Annotated in this window: 21 protein-coding genes and 2 riboswitches; of the genes, 10 read left to right on the plus strand and 11 right to left on the minus strand. The window is 70.4% G+C overall.

From position 1 onward, the window contains the following. Positions 1 to 62: 62 nt before the first annotated feature. Positions 63 to 1,535, plus strand: a complete 1,473-nt coding sequence (locus EER30_RS09950; RefSeq protein WP_127500026.1) for a DHA2 family efflux MFS transporter permease subunit — start codon at positions 63 to 65, stop codon at positions 1,533 to 1,535. Here the strand turns inward: EER30_RS09950 and EER30_RS09955 are convergent, their stop codons facing one another. Together EER30_RS09955 and EER30_RS09960 are read right to left on the minus strand one after the other, a co-directional pair. After that, positions 1,536 to 2,570, minus strand: a complete 1,035-nt coding sequence (locus EER30_RS09955) for a S66 family peptidase (protein WP_127500027.1) — start codon at positions 2,568 to 2,570, stop codon at positions 1,536 to 1,538. A gap of 15 nt (positions 2,571 to 2,585) precedes the next feature. Further along, positions 2,586 to 3,209 (minus strand): response regulator transcription factor, encoded by a 624-nt coding sequence (locus tag EER30_RS09960; RefSeq protein ID WP_127500028.1) that lies wholly within the window; start codon positions 3,207 to 3,209, stop codon positions 2,586 to 2,588. A gap of 240 nt (positions 3,210 to 3,449) precedes the next feature. Between EER30_RS09960 and EER30_RS09965 the strand changes: the two genes are divergently transcribed. After that, positions 3,450 to 6,758, plus strand: a complete 3,309-nt coding sequence (locus EER30_RS09965; RefSeq protein WP_127500029.1) for an ATP-binding protein — start codon at positions 3,450 to 3,452, stop codon at positions 6,756 to 6,758. A gap of 6 nt (positions 6,759 to 6,764) precedes the next feature. Here the strand turns inward: EER30_RS09965 and EER30_RS09970 are convergent, their stop codons facing one another. The 3 genes from EER30_RS09970 to EER30_RS09980 all read right to left on the minus strand — a co-directional run bounded on the left by EER30_RS09970 (position 6,765) and on the right by EER30_RS09980 (position 9,233). After that, positions 6,765 to 7,475, minus strand: coding sequence for an anti-sigma factor family protein (locus EER30_RS09970; protein ID WP_127500030.1), 711 nt, complete (start codon positions 7,473 to 7,475; stop codon positions 6,765 to 6,767). Then, on the minus strand, positions 7,472 to 7,993 hold the full coding sequence (locus EER30_RS09975; RefSeq protein ID WP_127500031.1) for a sigma-70 family RNA polymerase sigma factor: 522 nt from the start codon (positions 7,991 to 7,993) through the stop codon (positions 7,472 to 7,474). Before EER30_RS09975 ends, EER30_RS09970 begins: the two co-directional genes overlap by 4 nt. A gap of 157 nt (positions 7,994 to 8,150) precedes the next feature. Further along, on the minus strand, positions 8,151 to 9,233 hold the full coding sequence (locus EER30_RS09980) for a neprosin family prolyl endopeptidase (protein WP_240669922.1): 1,083 nt from the start codon (positions 9,231 to 9,233) through the stop codon (positions 8,151 to 8,153). A 905-nt stretch (positions 9,234 to 10,138) separates the two neighbouring features. Here EER30_RS09980 and EER30_RS09985 point away from each other — a divergent pair. Both EER30_RS09985 and EER30_RS09990 read left to right on the plus strand, forming a co-directional pair. Further along, positions 10,139 to 10,612 (plus strand): cysteine dioxygenase, encoded by a 474-nt coding sequence (locus EER30_RS09985; RefSeq protein ID WP_240669923.1) that lies wholly within the window; start codon positions 10,139 to 10,141, stop codon positions 10,610 to 10,612. Then, positions 10,606 to 11,016: a rhodanese-like domain-containing protein gene (locus EER30_RS09990; protein WP_127500034.1), complete on the plus strand. Its 411-nt coding sequence runs from the start codon at positions 10,606 to 10,608 to the stop codon at positions 11,014 to 11,016. The genes EER30_RS09985 and EER30_RS09990 overlap by 7 nt, the downstream gene beginning before the upstream one ends. On the opposite strand, the gene EER30_RS09995 is transcribed toward EER30_RS09990, so the two are convergent. Next, positions 11,013 to 12,665, minus strand: coding sequence for an MFS transporter (locus tag EER30_RS09995; protein WP_127500035.1), 1,653 nt, complete (start codon positions 12,663 to 12,665; stop codon positions 11,013 to 11,015). The genes EER30_RS09990 and EER30_RS09995 overlap by 4 nt on opposite strands. Positions 12,666 to 12,758: 93 nt before the next feature. Here EER30_RS09995 and EER30_RS10000 point away from each other — a divergent pair, with 93 nt between their 5' ends. Next, positions 12,759 to 13,457, plus strand: a complete 699-nt coding sequence (locus tag EER30_RS10000; RefSeq protein ID WP_127500036.1) for a TetR/AcrR family transcriptional regulator — start codon at positions 12,759 to 12,761, stop codon at positions 13,455 to 13,457. Positions 13,458 to 13,464: 7 nt separating this feature from the next. Then, positions 13,465 to 15,021 carry a GGDEF domain-containing protein gene (locus EER30_RS10005; protein ID WP_127500037.1) on the plus strand — a complete coding sequence of 519 codons (1,557 nt, stop codon included), beginning with the start codon at positions 13,465 to 13,467 and terminating at the stop codon, positions 15,019 to 15,021. A 54-nt stretch (positions 15,022 to 15,075) separates the two neighbouring features. On the opposite strand, the gene EER30_RS10010 is transcribed toward EER30_RS10005, so the two are convergent. Together EER30_RS10010 and EER30_RS10015 are read right to left on the minus strand one after the other, a co-directional pair. After that, complete coding sequence (locus EER30_RS10010) at positions 15,076 to 15,621, minus strand: hypothetical protein (RefSeq protein WP_127500038.1); 546 nt, start codon at positions 15,619 to 15,621, stop codon at positions 15,076 to 15,078. 32 nt (positions 15,622 to 15,653) lie between these two features. Then, positions 15,654 to 16,652, minus strand: a complete 999-nt coding sequence (locus EER30_RS10015) for a LacI family DNA-binding transcriptional regulator (protein WP_127500039.1) — start codon at positions 16,650 to 16,652, stop codon at positions 15,654 to 15,656. 73 nt (positions 16,653 to 16,725) lie between these two features. Between EER30_RS10015 and EER30_RS10020 the strand changes: the two genes are divergently transcribed. Beyond that, a complete protein-coding gene (locus tag EER30_RS10020; RefSeq protein ID WP_127500040.1) occupies positions 16,726 to 17,955 on the plus strand; it encodes an MFS transporter in 1,230 nt (409 codons plus the stop codon). Here the strand turns inward: EER30_RS10020 and EER30_RS10025 are convergent. Both EER30_RS10025 and EER30_RS10030 read right to left on the minus strand, forming a co-directional pair. Then, positions 17,952 to 18,308, minus strand: coding sequence for an Atu4866 domain-containing protein (locus EER30_RS10025; RefSeq protein ID WP_127500041.1), 357 nt, complete (start codon positions 18,306 to 18,308; stop codon positions 17,952 to 17,954). The genes EER30_RS10020 and EER30_RS10025 overlap by 4 nt on opposite strands. A gap of 90 nt (positions 18,309 to 18,398) precedes the next feature. Then, positions 18,399 to 19,001 (minus strand): TetR/AcrR family transcriptional regulator, encoded by a 603-nt coding sequence (locus EER30_RS10030; RefSeq protein WP_127500042.1) that lies wholly within the window; start codon positions 18,999 to 19,001, stop codon positions 18,399 to 18,401. 178 nt (positions 19,002 to 19,179) lie between these two features. Here EER30_RS10030 and EER30_RS10035 point away from each other — a divergent pair, with 178 nt between their 5' ends. Together EER30_RS10035 and EER30_RS10040 are read left to right on the plus strand one after the other, a co-directional pair. After that, on the plus strand, positions 19,180 to 20,076 hold the full coding sequence (locus EER30_RS10035; RefSeq protein WP_127500043.1) for an ABC transporter permease: 897 nt from the start codon (positions 19,180 to 19,182) through the stop codon (positions 20,074 to 20,076). Beyond that, entirely contained in the window at positions 20,069 to 20,845 is a 777-nt protein-coding gene (locus tag EER30_RS10040) for an ABC transporter ATP-binding protein (RefSeq protein ID WP_127500044.1), read from the plus strand. Before EER30_RS10035 ends, EER30_RS10040 begins: the two co-directional genes overlap by 8 nt. Positions 20,846 to 20,893: 48 nt before the next feature. Here EER30_RS10040 and EER30_RS10045 read toward each other — a convergent pair whose 3' ends face one another. Next, positions 20,894 to 21,931 carry a coiled-coil domain-containing protein gene (locus tag EER30_RS10045; protein ID WP_127500045.1) on the minus strand — a complete coding sequence of 346 codons (1,038 nt, stop codon included), beginning with the start codon at positions 21,929 to 21,931 and terminating at the stop codon, positions 20,894 to 20,896. A 3-nt stretch (positions 21,932 to 21,934) separates the two neighbouring features. After that, positions 21,935 to 22,067, minus strand: a riboswitch (cyclic di-AMP (ydaO/yuaA leader). 211 nt (positions 22,068 to 22,278) lie between these two features. Then, positions 22,279 to 22,411: riboswitch (cyclic di-AMP (ydaO/yuaA leader) on the plus strand. Positions 22,412 to 22,414: 3 nt separating this feature from the next. Here EER30_RS10045 and EER30_RS10050 point away from each other — a divergent pair. Then, positions 22,415 to 23,449, plus strand: coding sequence for a coiled-coil domain-containing protein (locus tag EER30_RS10050; RefSeq protein ID WP_127500046.1), 1,035 nt, complete (start codon positions 22,415 to 22,417; stop codon positions 23,447 to 23,449). Positions 23,450 to 23,486 lie beyond the last annotated feature (37 nt).

Consider the following 23,486-nt stretch of genomic DNA (forward strand, 5'->3'; position numbering starts at 1 on the left):
GCACAGGCTGACCAGTCAGGCGGCCGATTCCCGAACGGCCTGCTCAGGGATAGTGTCGCCGGATGGATCTCACCACCGGTGGGCCGGTCCGCTACAGCACGGCGGCCGGTCGCTGGGTGCTGCTCGCCACCGTTCTCGGCTCGAGCCTCGCCTTCATCGACTCGACCGTCGTCAACATCGCCCTGCCCGAGATCGGCCGTGATCTTGGCTCCGGCGCGGCCGGGCTGCAATGGACGATCAACGGTTACTCGCTGAGCCTGGCGGCGCTCATCCTGCTCGGTGGCTCGCTCGGCGACCGGTTCGGCCGCAAGCGCATCTTCATGATCGGCGTCACCTGGTTCGCGATCGCCTCACTGCTCTGCGGCATCGCCCCCAGCATCGAGACGCTCGTCATCGCCCGCATCCTGCAGGGCATCGGCGGCGCCCTGCTCACCCCGGGCGCGCTGGCCATCCTCGAGGCCTCGTTCGCGCCCGAGGACAGGGCCAAGGCGATCGGCGCCTGGTCGGGCCTCGGCGGCATCGGCGGCGCGCTCGGCCCGTTCCTGGGCGGCTGGCTGGTCGACGTCGGCGACTGGCGCTACATCTTCCTGATCAATGTGCCGCTCGCGGCCCTCGTGCTCTGGGTCGCCGCCCGGCACGTGCCCGAGTCCCGCAATCCGGCGGCCGCTCAGCGCATCGACAGCATCGGCGTGGTCACCGGCGCACTCGGCCTCGCCGGTCTCACGTACGGCTTCACGGCCTGGCCCTCTCGTGGCCCGGGCGACCCGATGGTGGTGGCCGCGCTGGCCGTCGGGGTTCTCTCGCTCGTCTTCTTCGTCCTCTTCGAGCGCCGCTCGGCCCATCCGATGCTGCCCGTGCGGATCTTCAACAACACCGCGTTCAGCGGGGCCAACCTGGTGACGTTCCTGGTCTACGCGGCCAACGGCGGGGTCTTCTTCCTTTTCGTGATCAATTTGCAGGTGGTGTCCGGCTACACGCCGCTGGCCAGCGGCATCGCGCTGCTGCCGACGACCGCGCTGATGCTGGTGCTGTCGGCCCGCTCGGGCGCGTTGTCGCAGCGCACCGGCCCGCGCATCCCGATGACGGTCGGGCCGCTGGTCTGTGCCGTGGCCCTGGTGATGATGTCGCGCATCGGCGCCGACGCGCCCTACTGGACGGCGGTCTTCCCGGCGGTGGTGGTCTTCGGGCTCGGCCTCTCGATCCTGGTGGCTCCGCTGACCAGCACGGCCCTCGGCGCGCTGGAAGACTCGTACGCCGGCATCGCCTCGGGGGTGAACAACGCCGTGGCCCGCGCGGCCGGCCTGCTCGCGGTGGCCGTGCTGCCGCTCGCGGCCGGACTGGGCGGCGGCAGTCTCACCGACGCCACCCAGCTCGAACCCGTCTACCAGAACACGATGCTCATCTGCGCCGGCCTGATGGTGGGCGGCGCGGCTCTGGCCTTCCTGCTGGTGCCGAACATATTGCCTGCACACGCATCGGCTCGCACGTTCTGCGATCCCGGCAGCCCGCTCGCCGTCCGTGAGCCGGCGGCCTGATCAGAAATGCGCGACTACCCGCCGTCCCGGTCCGTCGACCGTCATGCGGCCGCCGTAGGGCAGGATCCACTGCGGCGAGGTATGTCCGAAATCGAGGCCGAAGACGGCCATCGCCTCCGGGTTGTAGTCGGCCAGCGCCCGCAGCACGGCGTCGCGCTGCTCGTCGCGATAGCGGGCCCGCTCGGCCTGCGGCGGCCGGTGCTCGCGGTTGCTCGCCTTGGCCGCGGCGACCAGCACGGCCGGGAACTGCCGCAGCAGACCGCGCTCTCCGGCGTTGCGCAGCACGCGGAACACGCTCTCGGCCGATGGCAGCTCCTCGGACGTCTCGAGCAGCAGGATCGCGCCGGCATAGCGCTCGGGCGGCAGGATCCACCGGCCGGCGGCCAGGTTCCAGCTCAGGATCTCTACGCTGCCGCCCCACGTGGGCGCGGTCACGACCGTGGTGGGCTGGTGCCAGTGCCACCCGGGGCTGGGCGCCGTGGGTCCCGGCGTGGTCAACGAGGCCGGGTCGTCCCAGCGCAGCTCCTCGTCGCTGAACTCCTCGAGCGGCACGATCGGCAGGTCGACGGTGTCGAAGAGGGCCGCTCGCAGCGAGGCGGCGTGCTCGGGATCGACGCCTCCGCCGTTCGCGAGATGCACCAGCGTCGAACCGCCGTGATAGCCGGCCACCCCGTGCATCCAGAGCCAGTTCAACAGGTTCGTGTTGTCGGAGTAGCCGAAGAAGGGTTTCGGGTCGGCCCGGAACGGCGCCGGGTCGAGGTGCGGCAGCACGGTGATCTGGTCGTCGCCGCCGATGGTCGCGAATACCGCCCGGATGGAGGGGTCGGCGAAGGCGGCCATGAGGTCCGCCGCACGGTCGGCCGCCGTCGAGCCGGGCACCCGCGTCGTCGCAAACTCGACCGGCACCAGGCCGAAGTCGTCACGCAGGCGGCGCATGGCCTGCTCGTGCCGCACCGGAAAGACTCCGGGACCGGCCCACGAGGGCGAGACGATCGCGACCCGGTCGCCGGGCCGGAGTTTGGGGGGATTGTCCATCCCCCCACCCAACTGCTAAATCATCCCGGCCCGCAACGCATATGCCACCGCGTGCGAGCGATTGCGCAGTTTGAGCCGGTGGGTCACGCCGTAGATGACGTTCTTCACAGTCCGCTCCGAGTAGCAGAGCTTGCCGGCGATCTCATTGGTGTCGAACCCGTCGGCCATGAGCCGCAACACATCGATCTCGCGCGGCGTCAGGCCCGAGGCGTTCAGGCCGTTCGGCGCGAGCACGTCGCGCTGCATCCGCTCGACGTGTTTGAGCAGTTCACCGACGAGGTTGGGCGGCAGCACACCGCCGCCCGCGGCGGCCGCCCTGACGCTGTGCGCCAGCCTCTCGGGCGAGACCGCACCGCGCGGCAGAATGGCCACCACTCGGCATTCGACCGCGGTCAGCAGATCGCCCTCGTCAATTTCGGACACCACCAGCACGACCGGCACGCCTGTTTCGGCTCCGGCGCGGCGCAACGTGGCCACGACCTCGGTGCTGAGGCGCTCGGCCGCTACCACCAGCACGTCCGCCTCGGCACGCTGAGCGTTGCGCAGCACCGTGAGGTCGCCGCGGAACTGGAGCAGCGCGGCAAGGCCGGCGTGGCTGAGCGGGTCCGTCGCCTGTACAGCGACCCGGGTCTGTTCCATGGCTGCCTCCCCATAACAGTCAGGGAGATCAGTCTCGGGAAAGGGCCTTCAGGGAACCTTCATAGATCCTTCATCACCGGAGGAGGGCCCATGCACCAGTTGAGCAGAGGTCCTCGACCGCGCGAAAGAACGAGGGCCCAACGGTGCCCCTCCGTGCGCTTCCTGTTATCCGTCAACACCCCTGACTGTCCCCTTAGGTATTGACAAACGACATAGATGATCATCGACCCGGGAGGACACGTGCCAGATGTGCTGCGCATCAATGTGCTCGGGCCGGTGCGCGCCTGGACGGGCGAGACCGAGCTCGATCTGGGGCCGGCCCGGCAGCGGGCCGTCTTCGCCGTGCTCGCCGCCCACGCCGGCCGCATGGTCGGGCGCGACGAGCTGATCTCGGCGATCTGGGGCGACTCGGCGCCGGCCACGGCAGTGGGCAGCGTCTATACGTACATCTCGGGTCTGCGCCGCGTGCTGGCGCCCGAGAACCTGGTGTCGGGCTCAGGCGGCTACGTGTTGCGGGTCGACCCGGCCCAGCTCGACGCGGCGCGGTTCCAGCGGCTGCGGGCCGCCGCGACCGAGCTGCTCGCCGCCGGTGACCCGGCCGGTGCCCTCGCCCGGTTCGACGAGGCGCTGGCCCTGTGGCGCGGCGACGCGTACGCCACCCTGGGCGGCCCGTTCCTCGAGCTCGACCGTCAGCGGCTCGCCGAGCTGCGACTGGCCGCGGCCGAACAGCGCGCCCGGCTGCTGCTCGAGGCGGGCGGCGACGACGGGCTGATCGCCGAGCTCACCGCACTGGTGCGCGACCACCCGCTGCACGAGCCCCTGCACGAGTTGCTGATGCGCGCGCTGCACCGGGCCGGCCGGCACGGCGAGGCGCTCGAGGCGTTCCGTACGGCCCGCCGCACCCTCGTCGCCGAGCTGGGCATCGAGCCCGGCCCGGCGCTGCGCTCGCTGCAGCGGCAGTTGCTGTCCGGCGCCGGTGATCGGACGCCGGCGAAGCCCGGTCCCGACTCGTCGCGCACCGTCGTGCCGACCCCGATCGCCAAGGCGCTGCGGGACGGCCTGGGCGGACGATCGTGGGTCGGGCGGGTGACCGAGATCGATCACCTGCGCCGTCTGGTGAGGACAGTCGCGGCCGGCGTCGGTGGCGCGGTGTGGATCTCGGGCGAGCCGGGGATCGGCAAGACCGAGCTGCTCACTCACGCCTTCGCCGACGCGGCCCGGTTCGGCTGCCGGGTCGCCTGGGGCGCGGCCGACCAGCTCGGCTCCCGCGTGCCGCTGCAGGTGCTGTCCCGGGCCCTGGGCCTGGAGACCGCCTCGCGCCGCCCCGAGGCCGAGCCCGTCGACGACCAGATCGTCGCGGCCGTGCGCTCGGCCTGCCAGCGCGCGCCGCTCGTGCTGGTCGTCGACGACATGCAGTGGGCCGACAGCGCGACCGTCCGGGTCTGGGAACGGCTGCTCGGACTGGTCGAGAAGCTGCCGTTGCTGCTGGTCGCCTCGGCCCGGCCCGACGCCCACCAGGCGAGCCTGCGCCGCAAGATCCGGGCCCGGCAGACGATGCCGCTCGATCTCGGCCCGCTGGCCCCGGCCGACCTCGACCGCCTGGTGAACGTTCTGGTCGGCGCCCCGCCCGGCCCGAACCTGCGGGCGCTGGTGGCCCGCTCGGGCGGCAACCCGCTCTTCGCCCGCGAACTGGTCGCGGCGCTGCGGCAGCGGGACGCCATCGACATCGCCGACGGCCGCGCCGAGATCGGCCCCGAGGTGACCGTCGACCCGCCGCAGACGCTGCTCGACGCGGTGCACGCCGCGCTCGCGGTGCTCTCGGCCGAGACCCGCGAGGTACTGCGGCTGGCCGCGCTGCTCGGTTCGGAGTTCTCGGTCAGCGAGGTCGTGGCGGTCACCGGCCGCTCGGCGCTCGACCTGGTCGGGGCACTGGAGGAGGCGCTCGCCGCGGCCGTGCTCGTCGACAGCGGCACCGACCTCGCCTTCCGGCACCCGTTCCTGCGGCAGGCGCTGGTCGCGAGCGTGCCGCCGGCGTTGCGCGCGGGCCTGCACCGGCACGCCGCCGAGGTGCTGGCGGCCGGCGGGAGCCCGCTGACCCGGGTGGCCGAGCAGCTCAACGCGGCCGCGCCGCATGCCGACTCGTGGGTGCTGAACTGGCTGGTCGCGCACCACGCTGCGGTCGTACGCCGGGCGCCGCAGATCGCCGGTGACCTGATCCGCCGTACGCTCGCCACCGACCTGCCCTCGGCCGAGGACCGCGGCACCCTGCTGGTCGCGCTGGTACGGCTCGAGTTCCGGCACGGACGCCAGCCGATGAACCAGGCCGAAGAGGCGATGAGCCTGGCCTCCGACCCGAACGACCGAGCCGAGATGCGCCAGCTCCTGGCCACCATGCGGCACCGGCGCGGCGAGACGGCCGAGGCCGAGGCGATGCTGCACGACGCGGTCGACGATGCCCGGGTGCCCTCGATCTGGCGCTCACGGCACCGGGTGCTGCTGGCCAACTTCCGCCGGGGCGACCTCGACGATCTCGACGCGGCCGAGTGGCGCGCGCGGGCCGTGCACGACGAGGCCGTGGCGGCCGGTCAGCCCTACGAGGCGGCGTTCGCCCTGCAGACGATCTGGCTGACCAGCTCGATCCGGCGCGACCACGAACGGGCGCTGGAGCATGTGGACCGTGCCCTCGAGGTCGTGCGGGGCCGCCCCGCGCTCGCCGGGACCTACTTCGACCTGCTCGACAACCGGATGTTCTCGCTGCAGAACCTCGACCGGCTCGACGAGGCACAAGAGACACTGCGTACGGCCGCCGCCTTCGCCGCCGAGCAACGCCTGCCCGCCGGGCTGCAGGTCGGCGCGGCCGTGCAGGACTACTGGCTGGGCCGCTGGGACGAGGCGCTGGCCGAGGTCGGCGCGGTCACCGAGGACGGGCCGGGCATCACGTTCCACGGCCAGCGCGAGCCGGGCGCGGTGACGATGCTGCTGCACGGGGTGGCCGCGCTGATCGCCCTGCACCGCGACGCCCGCGACCTGGCCACGGCCCACCTGGGCGCGGCCGACGCGGTGCCGGCCAGCGAGGCCGAGCGTGAGAACTGCGACTTCCTGCTGGTCGCGCGGGCGCTCGCGGCCGAGCAGCGGGGCCGGCCGGACGAGGCGCTCGATCTGCTCGGCCCGCTGCTGCAACCGGCGTACGCCCCGCTGATGTTGCGCCATCAGTGGCTGCCCGACGTGTTGCGGCTCGCGCGGGCCAACCACCGCCCGGACATCGCTGACCGCGCCGCCGCCATCTGCGCCACCGAGGCTGCCCGCGAGCTGCGCCCCGCACGGGCCTACGCGGCCAATCTGCGCTGCCAGGCGCTGTTGCTCGGCGACCCGGCACCGGCGCTGGCCGCCGCCGCTCACTACCGCAAGGTCGGCCGGGTCTTCGAACTGGCCGGGGCGCTCGAGGACGCCGCGGTGCTCAGCGGCGAGCGGCCCGAGGAGGCGCGGCGCCTCTACGCCTCGATGTCGGCGCGCTGGGACGTCGCCCGCACCTCGAAGCTCATGATTTGATCAATATCAGTCGACCTCGGCCGTCCCCACGACGTTGCCGTTGTGGTCCTGCACCTCGATCTTGCTGACGTTCGGGAGCTGGATCGAGCTCGCCCCTATCACCTTCGCGTTGCCGCTCGGCGTCGTCCCCCAGACCATCGCCTGCTCCACCTGCCCCGACGACCCCTTCACCTGGCAGTGGAACGGCCCGGCGCCGCCGAGCTTGCTCACGTCGAGGGCCACCGAGACGCCCCATGTCTTCGGGGTCAGCACCGCCTGGCCGGCCATGCCGCTGCCCGCGGCCGGCTCGAACTGCGCGGTCACCAACCCCGGGCTCGGCAACACCTGCGGTGGCCGCTCCTCCCGGGTGCCCCGCAGCACGCCGACGCCGATCGCCACCGCGACCAGCACGACCGCGGCCGCGGCCAGCCAGCGCACGCCGGCCAGGCGGCTCTGCCGGTGACGCTGGGTCCGCATGCGCCGCAGCAGGCCGTCGATGTTCGCCTGGCTCGGCCGCGCCGACAGGCTGACCGGAGCGACCGCCCCGGACGGGTCGGCCCGTTCGGCGTCGGGAAGCCGGCGCAGCAGCTCGGGCACGGGCGCCAGACGGTCGAGTTCCTCGCGGCACCGGTCGCAGTCGCGCAGGTGGGCGTCGAGCCGCTCGGTGTCGACCTCGTCGAGGCCGCCGAGCAGGTAACCGCCGAGCAGGCGATGCAGTTCGTCGTGGTCGGTGCTCACCGCAGCACCCCCATCTCTTCGAACACTGTGCGCAGCGCCCGGACCGCGTAGTAGGCCCGGGACTTGACCGTGCCCTCGGGCACCGACAGCTTGCGGGCCGCGTCGGCCACGCTCTGGCCCTCGTAATACATCGCCCGCACCACCGCCTGGTGGTCGGCCGACAGCCGCTCGAGCGCCTCGGCGACCAGCCAGCCCTCGACCATGCGGTCGACGTTGTCGGCCGACGGCATGGCGTTCACCGCGGCCTCGTCGGCGACCAGGTGGGGACGGCGCTGCTCGGCCCGCCACGCGTTGGTGACCACGTTCCGCGCGATGGTCAGCAGGTACGACCGGGTGCGTCCGGGATCGGTGTCGAGGTGGTCGATGTGCTTCCAGGCCCGCAGCAGCGTTTCCTGCACGAGGTCTTCGGCGCGGTGCCGGTCGTGCACATAACGCAACACGAAGCTGAGCAGAACCGCATAGTGCTCGGTATAGAGCGCGGTCATCAGCTCCTCGTCGGGGCTCACCCTTCGCCTCATCCGCGCCCGCCTTCTCGACCTTCGGTCCGCCACCACGTTGTACACCGTGATGATGAACTCGGTTCGATCGAACGCGCCGGGAACCGCTCGGAAAGGGGACGATGCCCGGTCCCCCTCGCCGGGACCGGGCATCGCGTCACTTGCTGGGACGATCGGCTCAGCAGGCCCCCGGCCCGCCGTATCGGAACGATCGGCCCGAAAGCTTCGACACGTTGTAGAGGTCGTTGGTGCTGCGGATGAACATGTCGACCGGCGGGCCCTCGAGATAGGCGACGCTCGAGACACGGGCCGCGGTGTCCTTGTCGGGCTCGGTGCCGTTGCCCATGTCGGTGCAGGTCTTGGCGGTGGACGCGGCGACCTCGCCGAACACCTGCACGAACCCGGAACGGTCGAACTTCGTGCCCTTGTCGTTCCAGATCTTCTCGGGGAAGTAGCCGACCCACTCGGTGTCGTAGGCGATCCACCAGGCGTCCTTGTAGTACTGGATGCCGAACTTCTTGGTGACGCCGTAGGTGAGCGTCGAGCCTGGCTTGACGTTGGGGCTGACCTGCTCGAAGCCGCACTCGTTGTAGCAGGTGGGCTCGCCGTTGATCCAGTGGAAGACGAACAGGTGCGGGTCGTCGTCGCCGTTGACCAGGCGGTCGACCGTCCAGCCGACCTCGACGATCTGCTTGCCGTCGGCCGACTGCAGGGCCAGCTCGGCGAGGGTGTGGTAATCGTCGCGGTCGAGCTCGGGCTTGCCGATCGTCACGTTGGCGTAGATGCCGCCGGTGTCCGCGGTCTGCGAGCCGACGTTGTAGAGGTAGTTGACCTCGTTCTCGGCGGCGGCCTTCACGCCCAGCGGCTTCGGCGGCACGGCGTGGGTCTGCTCGCTGCGCAGCACGCTGCTCTTGCCGCTGCGACCCTTCGGTCCGTACTTCGGGCGGGGAGCGAGCGAGCCGCTCGTGTCGGGCGCGGCGACGGAGAGGCCCTCGGCCCGCAGGGTCTTGCTGGTGGCGCCGGCGCGGCCCTTCTTGACCCGCTTGGGGCGGTCGCCCCAGGGCAGAACGGGCGGCTCGACGCTCGGCGGGCCGGCGTCCGCGTCTGTGGAGTCTGGAGAGTCAACCGCCGGGGCCGAGGCCGCCTCGGGCGGGCTCGCGATCTGGTCGGCGCCCGCGTTCACCGTGGAGACGACGCCGATGGCGCCGATCACGGCAACCGCAAGGCCGGCGGCCAGAAGGCCGCGGCGTGACTTCAACACGTGTCCGTCCTCGTTGATCGGGGGGATTCGGAGGGGGCGGCGAGGATGCCTCCGGCACCGGCTTCCCGGCGGCGGAGTCACCATATAGCTATCTCGATTGGAGGGTGCCTGCTCAGGCGGATTTCCGCCTTAACGGTGGAGGTGCCGAACCGATCCGGTGATACATCGGCGCATCTCGCTGACGGAGAGTGTCCACATGACTCCGCAGTGCCGCGATCCGCGCTCGATCGGAAAGAGGCTAACCGGCATGAGCTTCTTTCAGCTACCGCCCCCGGCCTGGTCACGATCTTGACGGACGTCGCTTCGTCTTACTAGGACGGACATTCCCGAATACGGCAGCGAGGGCGCGTGGGCATTCATCGACGTGTTAAATTCCCGTGCTCGGAAAGGCCGTGACTGTGCGCAATCGGATGTCCTGATTTATCCGGACCAGAATTCCGCGCCTTGCACGTTGCGCCAGATCGACTATTACCCCAAGTCGGTCATGTACGCATTTATTGGTTAATCGTGGTTCAGGTACCGCGTGGCGATTCGCGCGCAGAGTGAAAAGGCCCGGCCTATCGCGACCTGGCCGCTCGGGCCGCGGCTGAACCGGATCCGCGCGGCCCGGCCAAGCAAGCTCTCTCACATCTTGGACGCGGTTTGACGATCAGGACTCGGGCGAGCCAGCATGTCGACCATGCAGCGGATGGGTATCCCTCTCATCGCCGACCTGGCGGTTGATCTGGCGCGGTGCGCCAGCGCGTGCTGTCCGAGCTGACCTGCGTCTTCCGCGCGACCTCGACGCCGCGCCCCCCGATCGGCCAACTTTCCGCCGCCTTCCCGAGCGCCCCGCTATCCTGGACGACGTTGTGGCGGTAAACCTATAGGACTGATAGGCAATGTATACAAAGCGAGGAGCTCCCGTGACCGTCGTCGACATCCGTCTCGACCAGCTCGCCGTCGCCGCGAGCTTCGCCGCCGCACCCGAGCAGTGGCCGGTCGCACCCCGGTTCAACCCGCTCGACCGCTGGTACCACCGGCTGCACGTGGCCGAGGACCACGAGGTGTGGCTGCTGACCTGGCTGCCCGGGCAGGGCACCGAGTGGCACGACCACGGCGGTTCGGCCGGGGCGTTCCACGTCTTCGGCGGCACCCTGACCGAGGACACGGTCACGGTCGACGACGGCCGCCCGCCCCGCGTCACCTCCCGTGAGCTGGGCGAGGGCGCCGGCCGCCGGTTCGGCAGTCACCACGTCCACCGCATGACCAACCGGTCGAACACTCCCGCGGTCAGCGTCCACGTGTACGGACCGGCCCTCACCACGATGACCAAGTACCGCGTCAGCGCCGAGGGCCTCGAGACGCTCGCGATCGAGCGGGCCGGTGCCGAATGGTGACGGTGGCGCCGCCCGGCTCGCTGGGCATCAACGAGATCCTGTCCAACGCCCGCGCCCGTCTCGTGCGGGTCGGACCCCGCGAGACGCACGAGGCGATGTCCCGCGGGGCGATCCTGGTCGACATCCGCCCGGCCGCCCAGCGCGCCGAGTTCGGCGAGATCCCGGGCGCCGTGATCATCGAACGCAACGTGCTGGAGTGGCGGCTCGACCCGCGCAGCGACGCCCGCCTGACCTTCGCCGGGTCCTACGACCTCGAGGTCATCGTGACCTGCCAGGAGGGCTACACCAGCAGCCTGGCCGCGGCCGCCCTGCAAGACCTGGGCCTGACCCGCGCGACCGACCTCGACGGCGGCTTCGCGGCCTGGCGCGACGCGGGCCTGCCCACGACCGGCGGGAGGTCCTAGACGGACTCCTCCGGACGGGCTCGCTCCGGCAGCAGGAACGACAGGCCGAAGGCGAGCGCCAGCAGGAGGAACGACACCCCCGCGGTCCAGATCGTCGCGTCCTGGAAGCCGGCGCGAACCTGTTCCCGGGCGTACGCCTGCACCTGGGGTTGGATCTCGCCCCGGCAGCTCGCCGGCGTCACGTCGGGATCATCCTCGGCCATGCGGTCGTGCAGGCAGTCGCGCAGACCGGCCGTCACCGCAGGCTGCGTGTCCGCGGGAACGCCGGCTGTCGTCAGCACTGAGCGCAGCGATGCCGCCGAGTCGTCGACGTGCTGGGCGACCTGGCCGGGCACCAGCGCGAAGAAGATCGTGCCGAGCACCGCGACGCCGAAGGCGCCGCCGAGCTGCTGCACCGAGGTGAGCGCCCCCGAGGCCGAGCCGGTCTCCTCGTCGTCGACGCCGGCCAGCACGATGTTGAAGAACGGCGCCATCGCCAGGCCCATGCCCGCGCCGGTGACGACGAGCGCCGGGATCAGGCGCCACGGGCTGATGGCCCCGCCGGCCAGCCACACCGTGGTCATGAAGCCGGCCGTGCCCGCCATCATCACGGCGGTGCCGATCAGCAGCAGCCTGCGGCCGAGCCGCTCGCTCAGCCCGGAGCCGGCCACGACGAACCCGGCGACCGAGCCGAGCGCCTGCGGCAGCGTGGTCAGACCGGCCTTCAGCGGTGAATAGCCCAGGCCGACCTGCAGATAGAAGGTGAAGACCAGGCTGGTGCCGATGAGCGCGGCGAAGAACACCAGGCCGACCGCGAGGCCACCGCTGAACGCGCGCTTGCGGAACAGGCTCGGCGTGACCAGCGGGTCGAGCCCGCGACGCTCGCGGCGGCTCTCGTAGATCGAGAACAGCCCGAAGACGACCAGGCCGGCGGCGAGCAACACGAAGCACCAGACCGGCCAGCCCAGCTCGCGGCCCTGCACCAGCGGGTAGAGCAGCAGGAACGCGCCGAGGGCGGCGAGCAGCACGCCGAGCCCGTCGAGCCGCGGCGCCCGCTCGCTCTTGAACTCGGGCAGGAATTTCAGCGCGCCGATCACGGCGAACACGCCGAGCGGCAGGTTGATGAAGAAGATCATGCGCCATCCGGCGCCGAAGAAGTCGGCGTCGACCAGCCAGCCGGCCAGCACCGGGCCGCCCACCGAGGACAGGCCCATCACCGGCCCGAACGCGCCGAACGCCTTGGCCTGCTCGGCCGGCGAGAACATCTGCTTGATCATGCCGAGACCCTGGGGCAGCATCACCGCGCCGAACAGGCCCTGGATCGCCCGGCCGACGATGAGCTGACCCGGTGTCTGGGCCAGCCCGCAGAGCAGCGAGGCGAGGGTGAAGCCGGCCGCGCCGATGAGGAACATGCGACGACGGCCGAAGATGTCGCCCAGACGGCCGCCGGTGAGCAGGCCGATCGCCATGGCCAGTGTGTAGGCGGCGCCGAGCCATTGGATCAGGCTGTACGAGCCGCCGAGCTCGGCCCGGATGGCCGGGCCGGCGATGTTGGTGACGAGCGCGTCGAGGAGATCCATGACCTCGACGGCCAGGATCACGAAGAGCGCGACCCAGCGGTAGCGGTACGGCGCGCGCTGCTCGGCCGTCCGCTCGAGGACGACGTCCATGTCAAGACCTTCCAGGCGAATGACGAACACTGTTCGCTGAACGAACACCGTTCTACTCGCGAACACTGTTCGACGCAAGGTAGATTCGGGGACGTGACCGAACTCAACTGGCCGCCCGGCACGCGCCCCCAGCGACCGGCCAAGGTGCCGCTGAGCCGCCCCGAGATCGTTCGCACCGCCCTGACCATCGTGCGGGCCGAGGGCATCGACGCGGTGAGCATGCGACGCGTCGCGGCCGAGTTCGACACCGGGCCGTCCAGCCTCTATGCCCACGTACGCAACAAGGACGAGCTGCTCGCGCTCATGTTCGACGAGGTCTGCGGCGAGGTCGAGGTGCCCGAGCTCGACGCCTCCCGGTGGAAGGAGCAGGTCAAAGACCTGGCCCGCGCCGGGCACGCGGCGATGCTGCGCTACAACGACCTGGCCCGCGCCGCGCTCGCCACCATTCCGACCGGGCCCAACGCGCTGCGCATCTCCAACGCGATGTTCGGCATGATGCTGGCCGGCGGCATCCCCCCGCGCATCTCGGCCTGGGCGATGGACCGGATCTTCCTCTACCTCACCGCCGACGCGTACGAATACTCGATCTGGGGCCCGAACAGCCGGCCGCAGTCGATCGAGGCGCTGGGCGCCAACGTGCTCGCCTATTTCAAGCAGCTTCCGGCCGACGTCTATCCGCACGTCGTGAAGCACGCCGACGCCCTGGTCGGCGGCAGCAACGACGAGCGGTTCAACCTCGGTCTCGAGCTGCTGGTCGACGGTTTGGACAAGTACGCGACACCTCCCCCATAGTTGGACCATGGACGGCGAGATCGAGACCGATGCGCGACTGCCGGTGCCGGTCACGGCATTCGGTCCGCTGCATCTGCTGGCCCGCCGCGTGCACCGGCTGTCACACACCGGCCACTGTCACGAGGCGCTCGCGGCCGCCGACGCCTACCTGGCCATCGCCAACGCCGTCGGCGACGACCGCACCGTCCCCTTCCTGGTACAGGGGCAGATGTACGCCAACCTCCACATGGGACGGCTCTCCGAGGCGGTCGGCCACGGCGAGCGGCTGCTGCGTCTGCACCGCGCGGCCGGTTCCGCGCTCGGCGAGGCCAAGACCCTCTGCGACCTGGCCCAGCTCGAGGTCCTGCGGGGCCGCTACTTCCTCGGCATGCGCTATCTGGCCCGCGCCGCCGTGCTGCTCGACCTGCCCTTCACCGACCACGAACGGCGCGTCTCGGCCCTCTGCTCGTTCGCCGAGGCGGCGACCGCGGCCGAGATGTACGAGACCGCCGCCTCCACCTATGAGCAGCTCAGCATCGTGCACGGCGGCTTCGGCCTGGTGCACGCGGCCACCCTGCTGCACTGGGGTCTGCGGCTGAGCCACGTCGGGCGGCACGACGAGGCCGCCACCCGTCTGCGCCGCTGCGCCGAGATCATCCGCCGGCACGTCGAGCAGCGCCCCGACGACGTGGTCGCCACCGCGATGCTCGCCCTCGCACTGGCCAAGCTGGGCGACGTCGTTCCGGCCGAGAAGCTGGCCCGCGAGGCGGTGATGCCGCTGCGCGAGGCGGAGAACTACCGGTACGCCCGCATGGCCCACCTGGCCCTCGGCGTCAGCCTGCGGTCGCAGGGCGCGCTCGCCGCGGCTCGCACCGAGTTCGTGGCGGCCCGTGAGCTCTGCGCCTTCGGCACCCGCCCCGACGAGCAGCCGATCATCCAGTTCGAGATGGCGCTGACCGCCCTGGCCACCGACGACAGCCAGGCCGGCCGGGACATGTTCGAGGCCGTCGAGGGTCAGACCCGGGAGCTGTGGCGGCTGCGTCAGCAACGGCTGGCCATGTTGCGCCAGGCCCGCCAGCGCGAGGAGTCCGAGGCGGCCCGGGCGCGGGCGGAGCGCGAGGTGCTGCGTGATCCGCTCACCGGCCTCGACAACCGGCGCCGCTTCGACCTGCTGATGGAACGCATCGACGCCGGGCTGACCACCAGGCCGCTGGTGCTGCTGATCGTCGACGTCGACCACTTCAAGGCGATCAACGACGCCTATTCGCACGCCACCGGTGACCGCGCGCTGCGCGAGGTGGCCCGCATTTTGCGCGCCCACTGCCGCGCCGACGACGTGCCGGTGCGCTACGCCGGCGACGAATTCACGGTCTTCCTGCAGGGTGACCTGACCGTCGGGCGCGAGGTGGCCGAGCGCATCCGGGCCGCCGTGGCCCGCACCGACATCCTGCCCGGCGTGCGTCTCACGGTGAGTGTCGGCCTGGCCGCGCTGGGCGAGGGCATGTCCGGCGAGACCCTGTTCCGCGAGGCCGACGACCGCCTGTACGCCGCCAAGTGGAGCGGCCGCAACAAGATCGCGGCCTAGGGCGTGTTTTGGAATGGGGTCGAGTCGCGGGCGCGGTCCATTCCAAAACACGCCCTAGTTCGGCGTCATGATTTCCGAGCGGCCGCTGTAGAGGCTGCGGGAGCCGTCGACATCGCGCGGGGTGTCCGGCGCGTCCAGCCAGACCACGTACGCGGCCCCGGATTTCAGCCCGCTGATGGTCGCGCTGCCGGTGCACTCGGCGCCCGTGGTGATCGTCTGCCAGACGGGCTCGGGCTGAGCACCGCTGACGATCTCCTGCGGCACGGCGGCGACGCGATAGCGCTTGCCGTAACGGTTGGGCCATTGCACGCTCAGCGAACCCCGCCCTGGCGTCACGATCATCGGGATGAGGACCTTGCCGACGTCCTCGTTCCACGCGATGGCGCAGGCCGAGCCCGTGGGCAGGAAGGAGACGGGCGGAAGAGCGGGCCGGGGCGATCCGCCCGGCCCGGTGGTGGGACTGGTGGTCGGCTTGCCGGGCTGCACGTTGATCCAGGAGTCGCCTGTGGGGCTCGCGCTTCCGGCCGACGGTTGCGCACCACCGCCGCACGCGCCGAGCAGCAACGGCAGCGCCGCGAGGGCCGGCGCGAATCTCCTCACACCCCCACCGTTCGGCGCACCCGGCCCGCGGCTTAGCCGACCGGTCCCGTCGTGCCGCGAACGACCAGCCGCGGCGGGATGACCACCTCACGGTGGGCGACCGTGGCGCCGTCGACGCGTTCCACCGCCCGCGCCACCGCCAGCGTCGTCATCGTGTCGATGTCCTGCGCGACGGTGGTCAGGTCGATGTGCGCGAGCCGGCTGAAGCTGCTGTCGTCGTAGCCGACCACGCTGATGTCGCCGGGCACCGACAGTCCGTGACGGCGCAGCACGTCGAGCAGGCCGGTGGCGCTGAGGTCGTTGAAGACGGTCACCGCGGTCGGCGGCCGGTCGAGCAGCTCGCGCGCCGCCCGAGCGCCGTCCTCCTCGCCGAAACCACCGACCACCACCCGGGCGTACGCCTCCAGGCCGTGCCGCCGCATGGCATCGCGATAACCCTGCCGCCGCTCGCTCGACGACAACCACCGTCCGCCGTCGACATGTGCGATGTCGCGGTGCCCCAGCGACACCAGGTGGTCGACGGCCAGGTGCAGGCCCCGCGCGTCGTCCGTACGCACCACGTCGACCTGGCGGTGCCGTACCGTGCGCATCATCGCCACCACCGGCAGCCGTCCCGCGATGGCCCCCAGTTCAGCGGTGGGCGTGAGCGGCCCGAGCAGCACGAGCGCCGCGCACCGGTCCTGCAGCAGACCCGCGACGGCCGTACGTTCGTCGCGTCTGGGGGTGACCGCGCTCAAGGTCAGCTCGTAACCGATGCGCTCGGCCGCGTCGTACAGGCCGGTGAGCATGTCGTCGTGGAACGGGTGCTGCACCGCGAAGACCACCCCGAGCAGCCGGCTGCGTCCGCTGCGCAGCAACCGCGCGCGACTGTCGGGCTGGTAGTCGAGGCGGCGCGCGACCTCGAGCACGCGCTCGCGGGTGGCCGCGCTGGCGCCGGGCGCGTCCCGCATCACGATCGACACCAGCGCCACCGAGACTCCCGCCTCGGCCGCGACGTCGGCCAGAGTCGGGCGGCGCTCTCCGGAACCCATGACCGAAGAATTTACCTGTGATGACTAGAACGTTCTACCGCGCCACGCTCTAGAACGTTCTAGGGTCGATCAAGTGGAAAACCTGACCGCCGGCCGCCGCTGGGCCGCCCTGACCGCCCTCGCCCTCGGCGGCTTCGGCCTGGGCCTGACCGAGTTCGTGGCCATGGGACTGCTCCCCGACCTGGCTCGCGATCTACTGCCGGCGGCGTACGCCCGGTCGACCGAGGACGCGGTGGCGCAAGCGGGCTGGATGATCTCGATCTACGCGCTGGGCGTGGTCGTCGGCGCCCCCACGATCGCCGCGCTCACCGCCCGGCTGCCGCGCCGGCGTCTGGTGCTGGGCCTGTTGTCGACCTTCGTGGTCGGCACGGTCGCGTCGGCCCTGGCACCCACCTTCGCCCTGGTGCTGACCGGCCGCTTCCTGGCCGCGCTCGCCCACGGCGCCTACTTCGGCGCGGCCGGGTTGCTGGCCGCCTCCATGCTCGGCCCACGCAGCCAGGGCAAGGGCTTCTCGATCGTGCTGGGCGGCCTGACCGCGGCGAACGTCTTCGGCGTCCCGCTGATCACCAGCCTCGGGCAGTCGGCCGGGTGGCGGGTGGCCTACCTGGCGGTGGCCGGCGTCTTCGCCCTGACCCTGGTCTTCGTGCTGCTGACGGTGCCCGAGGCGGCGGCGGCGCCGGGCGGCTCGCCCCGGGCCGAACTGGCCGCGTTCCGCTCGCCGCAGGTGTGGCTGGCCGCCGCGGTCGCCGCCATCGGGTTCGGCGGGTTCTTCGCCGTGAACAGCTACATCGCGCCGGTCACGACCCACGTGACCGGCCTGCCCGAGTCGTACGTGCCGTGGGTGCTGGCCGTCATGGGCACCGGCATGACCGTCGGCAACGCCCTGGGCGGCATCGCGGCCGACCGCAACCTGCGCCGCAGCGTCCTGCTCGGCTTCGCCGCCATGATCGCCACCATCGCCCTGTTCGGGGTGGCGTCGCACACCGTCGTCGGCCTGTTCGCGGGGGCCTTCCTGGTCGGCGCGGCCGCGCTCTTCATCGGCCCGGCGCTGCAGGCCCGCCTGATCGCCGTGGCCCCGCAGGCCCAGCTCATGGGGGCCGCCGTCAACCAGTCGGCCTCCAACGTCGCCAACAGCGCGGGCGCGGCCCTGGGCGGTGTCGTCATCGCCGCCGGGCTCGGCTACCTCTCCGCCGCCTGGATCGGCGTCCTGCTGGCCGGCACGGGCCTGGGGCTGGCCTTCCTGAGCTTCCGCCGGGACGAGGAGCCCGCGGTCGTCCCGGAGCTCGAGCCCGCGCGGGTCTAGCGGGGAGCCAGCACGAACCCGGCCATCTCCAGCACGCCGTCGCCCACGGTCACGGGCGTCCGCAGGCCGGACTCGTCGCGGAGGGCGAGCACTCCGCCCTCGACCGAGTAGGTTCCCCGGGCCCGGCGCTTGCGCCCCGCCACCCGGCCCGCGTACGTTCCGTCCGTCTTGATGTCAAGATGAACCGTCCCGCCCGCGCTGTGCCAGGCCCCGACCGGCGCCGCGGCCGTGATCCGCGGCGGCAGTCCCGCGCCCGATCCGACCGGCGTCGACCCGCGACCCACCACCAGCGCAAAGAGCGCGGCAGCGTCCAGAACGGTGGTGTCGACGTGCTGATCTGCAAGCGTTGGCATGACGGCTCCGAGATAGGGGTTTCCAGAGCCCCCACCTTCGGCAGACCGGTGCGCGCCGCGCGGCTTTCCCCCGGTGCTGTCCGGTTGCCGTCAGGGAGCCGCGCTGCGCAGGGCGGTCGTCACCGCGGCCATCAGCTTTTCGAGGTAGACGTCGTCGGGCTTGCTGCGGGCGACGGCCAGCCGCCAGTAGAGCGGGCCGAGAATCAGGTCGACGGCCAGCTCAGGGTCGGTGCCCTCGGGCAGCTCACCCCGGGCCACGGCCTGGCCGACCAGTTTCTCGCCGACGGCCTGCTGGTGGGTGCGCAGGGCCCGCTGAAGCGTCTCGGCGATCTGCGGATTGCGCGCGGCCTCGGCCATCAGGTCGGGGATGATCTGCGACGCGATACGGTGTTGGAGCGCCCTGCTGACGATCATCATGATCAACTGCAGGTCGCCGGCGAAGCTGCCCGTGTCGGGCAGCGGCACGCTGCGGCCCGCCACGTCGGAGACGATCTCGAGAACCATTTCGAGCTTGTTGCTCCAGCGCCGGTAGATCGCTGTCTTGCCGACCCCGGCCCGGCGCGCGACCGCCTCGATGGAGAGCCGGCCGTAACCCACTTCGGCCAGCTCATGCATCACCGCGTCACGAATCGCCACGGTGATGTCGCTACGGAGCACCGCAGCCCCGGCTGGTGCACGCTTTCCAGTCGCCACGTGGTCACTATACGGCAGGACGTAACGGTTGCGTTCCGCCCTTCGGTCGGATAACCTTCCCGCACGTCGATACGAAGCCGTTCCATCGGCTGAGGCTTGACATGCTTCATGAGTGTTCTCGCCTAAGGAACCAGGGCCCGGCATCCCTAACGGGCCGACGAGATCGGAGCACCACCCCATGGCTCAGACGGCGCTCGCCGAATCCGATACCGGGCCATCGCTCACCGAGCTGGCCCGGCGGCACGGTCTGTCGAAGGCGGGGCGTCTGCCCAGCCTGCCGGAATACACCAGGCACCTCTGGTCCTACCGGCACTTCATAGCCGCCTTCGCCAACGCGAAGGTGAGCGCTTCGCTCGGCAGCACCCGGCTGGGCGTGATCTGGCAGGTCCTCACCCCCCTGATCAACGCCGGCGTCTACTACGTCATCTTCGGCGTTCTGATCAACACCAAGCAGGGCGTCGACAACTTCATCGCGTACCTCTGCGCCGGTGTCTTCATCTTCGGGTTCACCCAGTCGGTGGTTCAGGCGGGCACCCACTCGATCACCGCGAACCTGGCGATGATCCGCGCCCTGCATTTCCCGCGGGCCAGCCTCCCCATCTCGATCTGCCTGGTCGAGGTGCGCAACATGGTCGCCTCGATCGTCGTGCTGATCGCAATCGTGCTGGTCAGCGGCGAACCGCTCACCCTCGAGTGGCTGCTGCTCCTCCCGGCCCTGCTGCTTCAGTCGATCTTCAACGCCGGCCTGGCCCTGTTCGTCGCCCGCCTGGTCTCCAAGGCGACCGACCTGCGGCAGCTCATCCCCTACATCATGCGGATCTGGATGTACGGCTCCGCGGTGCTCTACCCGGTCACGTTCTTCTCGAACCGGCTGAGCGGTTGGCAGCTCGCGGCGATCGAGGCCAACCCGCTGCTGATCTTCATCGAGCTCGTCCGGCACTCCCTGATGGAGAACATCGAGCTCGCACAGCCGGCCGGCCTGCTGTGGATCCAGGCTCTGATCTGGACCGTGGTCGTCGGTCTCGGTGGTTACGTCTACTTCTGGCGCGGAGAGAAGGGCTACGGCCGTGGCTGACAACGAGCGGGTACCCACCGTCGTCGCGGACAACGCGCACATCGTCTATCGCATCTACGGTTCGGTCGCGCCGGGCACCAACTCGCCGCTGGCGAGCTTCAAGCGCATCGTCACCGGCAAGAAGAGCAACGCGGTCCGCGAGGTGCACGCCGTCAAGGGCGTCAGCTTCGTGGCCTACAAGGGCGAGGCGATCGGCCTCATCGGCACCAACGGCTCGGGCAAGTCGACGCTGCTGCGGGCGATCGCCGGGCTGCTCCCGGTCGAGCGCGGCGGCGGCATCTACGCCTCCGGCCAGCCGTCCCTCCTCGGGGTGAACGCGGCGCTGATGAACGACCTGTCCGGCGAGAAGAACGTCGAGCTCGGCTGTCTCGCCATGGGCATGTCGCCGGCCGAGGTCAAGGCGCAGGCGGCCGGCATCATCGAGTTCTCCGGCATCAACGACCGGGGCGACTTCAGCTCGCTGCCGATGAAGACCTACTCCTCGGGCATGGCGGCCCGGCTGCGCTTCTCGATCGCCGCGGCCAAGAAGCACGACGTGCTGCTGATCGACGAGGCACTGGCCACCGGTGACGCGAAATTCCGCAAGCGCAGCGAGCAGCGGGTCCGCGATCTGCGCAAGGAGGCCGGCACGGTCTTCCTGGTCAGTCACAGTGAGCAGTCGATCAGGGACACGTGCGAGCGCAGCATCTGGCTCGAGTCCGGCGAGATCCGCGCCGACGGTCCCACCGCCGACGTGATGAAGGAATACGAGACGTACGTCAACAAGTGATCTGGACATTGAAAAGGCCGGCCCCTCGGGGCCGGCCTTTTTCGTGGGCTACCGCATCGACAGGTGCACGTGGTTCGTGTGATCGCTGGACGGATCACCGTTACCCCGCGAGTACGCCTTCCAGCCGCTGCTCGGCAGCCAGATGCGCTCGAACCAGATGACGTAGAGCACGCCCAGCCGGCTCGCGTTGTTGATGAAGTAGTTGGCCAGGCGGTTGCCGTAGGCCTTGTCCTCGCCCGAGGCGACCCCGCCGAAGCCGTTCTTCTCGGCCGCGAAGTCACAGGCCTGACCCTTGGGGTGCTCACCGCTGTTCTGTTCGCGGAAGCAGGCCACGTAGTGGTTGAAGCCGTCCTTCTGCGCCTCCTGCAGAGCGTGCAGCGTGCGCGGGGTCAGGCAGCCCGACTTGGTGGTGGGGTCGTCGACCGAGCAGCTCTCGTCGCGGAACGAACCGTTCGAGCCACGGGGCGCCGCACTCGCACTGGCGCTGGAACCGCCGTCGCTGGGCTCGTCGGCGTTGCCACCGGTGTTGGCCGCTTTGAGCGCGCTCTCGGCCTGCACCTTGCGCTTGGCCATCGCGGTGACCTGCTTCTGCTCGTTGCGCACCTCGGCGTCGATCGCCAGCTTGGCGCGTTGCTGCAGGTCACGGGTCGCCTTGAGGTTGGCGACGGCGGCGTTCTCCTTGACCGCGACGGTCTCGAGCGTCTCGGCCCGGTCGAGGAAGCCACCGGCCGAGTTGGACGCCAGCAGTGCGCTCATCGGTCCGAGCCGGCCGGTCCGGTACGACTGCTGGATGATCTCGTCGATCGCGGCCTGCCGCGGTGCGACCTGCGCGTCGAGCTCCTTGACCTTCGCGGCGAGCTGGGCCTGCCGCGTCTTGGAGCGGGCCAGCGCCTCCTTGGCCTCGACGAAGCCCTTGGAGGCGGCTTCGAGTTGCTGGATCAGCGTCTTCGGGGCGCCTTCGCCGTCGTCGCCGTTGTCGCCGGGCGCCGCGGAGGCCGGAGAGCCCACCGCCAGCGCGAGACCGGAGATCGCGACGAGCAGCGATAGGAAGAACGCCGACCGTCGCGGGACAGTCTTGTGCCGCACACCTGTTCCTTCCGTCGGCCGCCGACCGAGTTAGCTGACGGGTTCGGGACGGAAGTGATCCCTACCGCTGTGCGGATTCACCCCGGGAAAGATTGGTTCCCCGGCTTGTCTCACGACAATTAGGCGGCGGCCCCCTGGGGGTGGAGACCGCCACCGACCATACCCACAACATCGAATGATCGACAGTTATCGCACGCTGCGCATTCCACTAGCGACAATCCGTCACGGAAATCACGGAAAGTGTTCCCGCGATTACGAAATTGCCCATTCGTCGAGCCTGAAGCAAACAGAACTCTCGGGTAAACTGGCCGCCGGTTCTGCCGTCGTGGCACCGCCCCCGAGGTGCCGGCAGGCCACCGCCCAATCGCCGCGAGGCGAGCCGGGGAACCAGGTCAGTGGGGTGCATCCGCGACAGCGGTAGGGATCGCTTCCGTCCCGAACCCGTCAGCTAACCCGGTCGGCGGTTTACCGGAAGGAACTGCATTGACCGTACGACCCCGCCGGTGGCTGACCCTTGCCCTGGCGCCGCTCGTGGCCCTTTCATTCCTTGCCTCACCCGCCTCCCCGGCGATGGCCGAGCCGGATGAGGGATCCTCGTCCGCCCCCGACGAGTCCGCCCCCACGGCGGGCGACAAGAACCTCCTCCTCGACGACGTGCTGGAATCGTCGAACCGCCGTTTCGTGCAGGCCAAGGCCGCCGTGGCGAAATCGACGACGGCGCAGAAGAAGCTCGCGGCCGAGATCAAGGTCGCCGAGGGACGCCGCCTCGCGCTGATGCCCGAGGTCAACGCGATCGCCTCGCAGCAGTACCGCACCGGCCACCTGGGCACGGTCAGCTTCCTGCTCGGCAGCCAGGGCTCGAACGAGTTCCTGGCCAAGGCGGTGTCCCTCGAAGAGATCAACACCATTCAGGACCGCAAGCTGGGCGACCTGAACCGGGCGATCGCCGAGGTCAACGCGAAGAAGGCCGCGCTCGACGCCGAGGTCAAGAAGCAACAGAACAGCCTCGTCGCGATGAAGAAGCAGAAAGAGGCGGCCGACAAGGCGCTCGCCCTGGTCGGCGGCCGCAGCGTGACCCTGGGCCTGGTCGTCTCGAAGTCACCGCCGGCCGCCCCCGCGCCCCGCAATTCCGACGGCGGCTTCTCGGCCGAGCGTTGCAATGTGACCGACCCCACCACAAGTGGTTGCATCACGGCCCGCACGCTGCACATGTACAAAGAGACGAAGAAGGCCGGCTTCAGCCGGTTCGTGGGCTGTCACCGCGACGGCGGGCCGTTCGAACACCCTAAGGGCCGGGCCTGCGACTGGTCGTTGCAGAAAAAGGGCTTCGCGGTCATGCACAACGACGACATGCGTAAGTACGGCAACAACCTGATGGCATTCCTGGTGCGTAACGCCGACAAGCTCGGCATCTATTACGTCATCTGGAACAAGCAGATCTGGTTCCCGGCCAGCGGCTGGAAGAGTTATCACGGACCGAGCGCGCACACCGATCACGTCCACGTGTCGATGCTCTGACCGCGCTACTACGCGAAAAAGGCCCCGGGTTGGCCCC

Origin of the sequence: Actinoplanes solisilvae, assembly GCF_003999975.1 — a bacterium.
Classification (GTDB): domain Bacteria; phylum Actinomycetota; class Actinomycetes; order Mycobacteriales; family Micromonosporaceae; genus Actinoplanes; species Actinoplanes solisilvae.

Excerpts from the sequence above, each read along its gene's own strand:
- EER30_RS09950 (WP_127500026.1), top strand. The coding sequence starts at position 63 with ATGGATCTCACCACCGGTGGGCCGGTCCGCTACAGCACGGCGGCCGGT.
- EER30_RS09955 (WP_127500027.1), bottom strand. The coding sequence starts at position 2,570 with ATGGACAATCCCCCCAAACTCCGGCCCGGCGACCGGGTCGCGATCGTC.
- EER30_RS09960 (WP_127500028.1), bottom strand. The coding sequence starts at position 3,209 with ATGGAACAGACCCGGGTCGCTGTACAGGCGACGGACCCGCTCAGCCAC.
- EER30_RS09975 (WP_127500031.1), bottom strand. The coding sequence starts at position 7,993 with ATGAGGCGAAGGGTGAGCCCCGACGAGGAGCTGATGACCGCGCTCTAT.
- EER30_RS09990 (WP_127500034.1), top strand. The coding sequence starts at position 10,606 with ATGGTGACGGTGGCGCCGCCCGGCTCGCTGGGCATCAACGAGATCCTG.
- EER30_RS09995 (WP_127500035.1), bottom strand. The coding sequence starts at position 12,665 with ATGGACGTCGTCCTCGAGCGGACGGCCGAGCAGCGCGCGCCGTACCGC.
- EER30_RS10005 (WP_127500037.1), top strand. The coding sequence starts at position 13,465 with ATGGACGGCGAGATCGAGACCGATGCGCGACTGCCGGTGCCGGTCACG.
- EER30_RS10015 (WP_127500039.1), bottom strand. The coding sequence starts at position 16,652 with ATGGGTTCCGGAGAGCGCCGCCCGACTCTGGCCGACGTCGCGGCCGAG.
- EER30_RS10025 (WP_127500041.1), bottom strand. The coding sequence starts at position 18,308 with ATGCCAACGCTTGCAGATCAGCACGTCGACACCACCGTTCTGGACGCT.
- EER30_RS10035 (WP_127500043.1), top strand. The coding sequence starts at position 19,180 with ATGGCTCAGACGGCGCTCGCCGAATCCGATACCGGGCCATCGCTCACC.